At 64.3% G+C, this 1,491-nt stretch carries 1 protein-coding gene; it reads right to left on the bottom strand.

All coding sequences use genetic code 11. The features are described 5' to 3' along the window. Window positions 1-1,491 (bottom strand): Ig-like domain-containing protein (locus tag DDT56_RS24200; RefSeq protein ID WP_246856881.1); only part of this gene is annotated, 1,491 nt, incomplete at both ends.

Raw genomic sequence — 1,491 nt, 5'->3', positions numbered from 1 at the left:
GCGCCGTGGCGTCAGGCGCGGTGGCGGTTGCCGCGGTTGAGGCGTTACCAGCCGTGTCGTTGGCTACTGCGCTAACGGTCTCGCCGTTGGTTAGTGTTGGTGATAGCGGTACGGTAAAGTGGCCGTCGTTACCCGCGGTTACGCTGCCCAACGCATTGCCGGCGGCGTCGGTGATCTTCACCGTGCTGCCCGCTTCGGCTGTACCACTAACGGCGGCGCCGTCCGCTGCCACCAGCAAATCGGCGGGAGTTGCCGGAGCGGTGGTATCCGGGGCGGTAACGCTCGCCGCGGCAGAGGTATTACCGGTCACATCACTGACCACCACGCTAATCGCTTCGCCGTTAGTCAGCGCCGAGGATAACGGTACAGTAAAGTGACCATCGTCACCCACCGTTACACTGCCCAGTTCATTACCGGCGGCGTCGGTGATCTTCACCGTACTGCCCGCTTCGGCGTTGCCGCTAACGGCGGCGCCGTCCGCTGCCACCAGCAGCTCGGTTGGGGTTGCTGGGGCGGTGAGATCCGGAGCGATCGCGGCGGTGGTCGTAGAAATATTATTCGCCGCATCCGTGGCGGTAACCGTAACGGTTTCCCCGTTGGTCAGCGCGGTCGGCAAGGCAACGCTATACACGCCAAACGAATCCGCCGTGGCGGTCAGCGTGGCGCTGTCCGGCAGCGTGACCGTTACCGTGCTCTCCGGCTCGGCCGTTCCGCTAACGGTCAGTCCGTCATCGCTGACCGCCGCTTCCGGCGCCTCCGGCGCGGTGGTATCCGGCACCGACGTATCCGGTACGGTAACCTGCGTGGCCGATGAGGTATTACCCGCGCCATCCGTGGCGGTTACCGCCAACTGTTCTCCGGCGGTTAACCCTTGCGACAGGGGGATGCTCCAGGTGCCGTTTTCCGCCGCCGTCGCGGTCTGGGTACTATTATCCGGCAAGGTCACCGTCACGGTACTGCCCGCCTCCGCCGTACCGTTTATCGTCGTGCCGTCGTCGATGATATAAGCCTCCGGCGCATCCGGCGCCGTGGCATCAGGCGCGGTGGCGGTTGCCGCGGTTGAGGCGTTACCGGCCGTGTCGTTGGCTATGGCAGTGATTGCTTCGCCGTTGGTTAGTGCCGGAGATAGCGGCAACGTAAAGTGGCCGTCGTTACCCGCGGTTACGCTGCCCAACGCATTGCCGGCGGCGTCGGTGATCTTCACCGTGCTGCCCGCTTCGGCTGTACCACTAACGGCGGCGCCATCTGCTGCCACCAGCAAATCGGCGGGAGCTGCCGGAGCTGTGGTGTCAGGTGCGGTGGCCGTTGCCGCTGTTGAGGAATTACTAGCCGCATCGCTGGCGACGACAGTAATCGCTTCGCCGTTAGTCAGCGCCGAGGATAACGGTACGGCAAAGTGACCGTCGTTCCCCACCGTTACGCTACCCAGTTCATTGCCGGCGGCATCGGTGATCTTCACCGTGCTGCCGGCTTCGGCGTTGCCGTTAACGA

The sequence above is a fragment of the Brenneria corticis genome (genome assembly GCF_003115855.1).
Classification (GTDB): domain Bacteria; phylum Pseudomonadota; class Gammaproteobacteria; order Enterobacterales; family Enterobacteriaceae; genus Brenneria; species Brenneria corticis.
The sequence above is the reverse complement of the archived record's forward strand: the minus strand, read 5'-3'. Positions and strand labels throughout refer to the sequence as shown.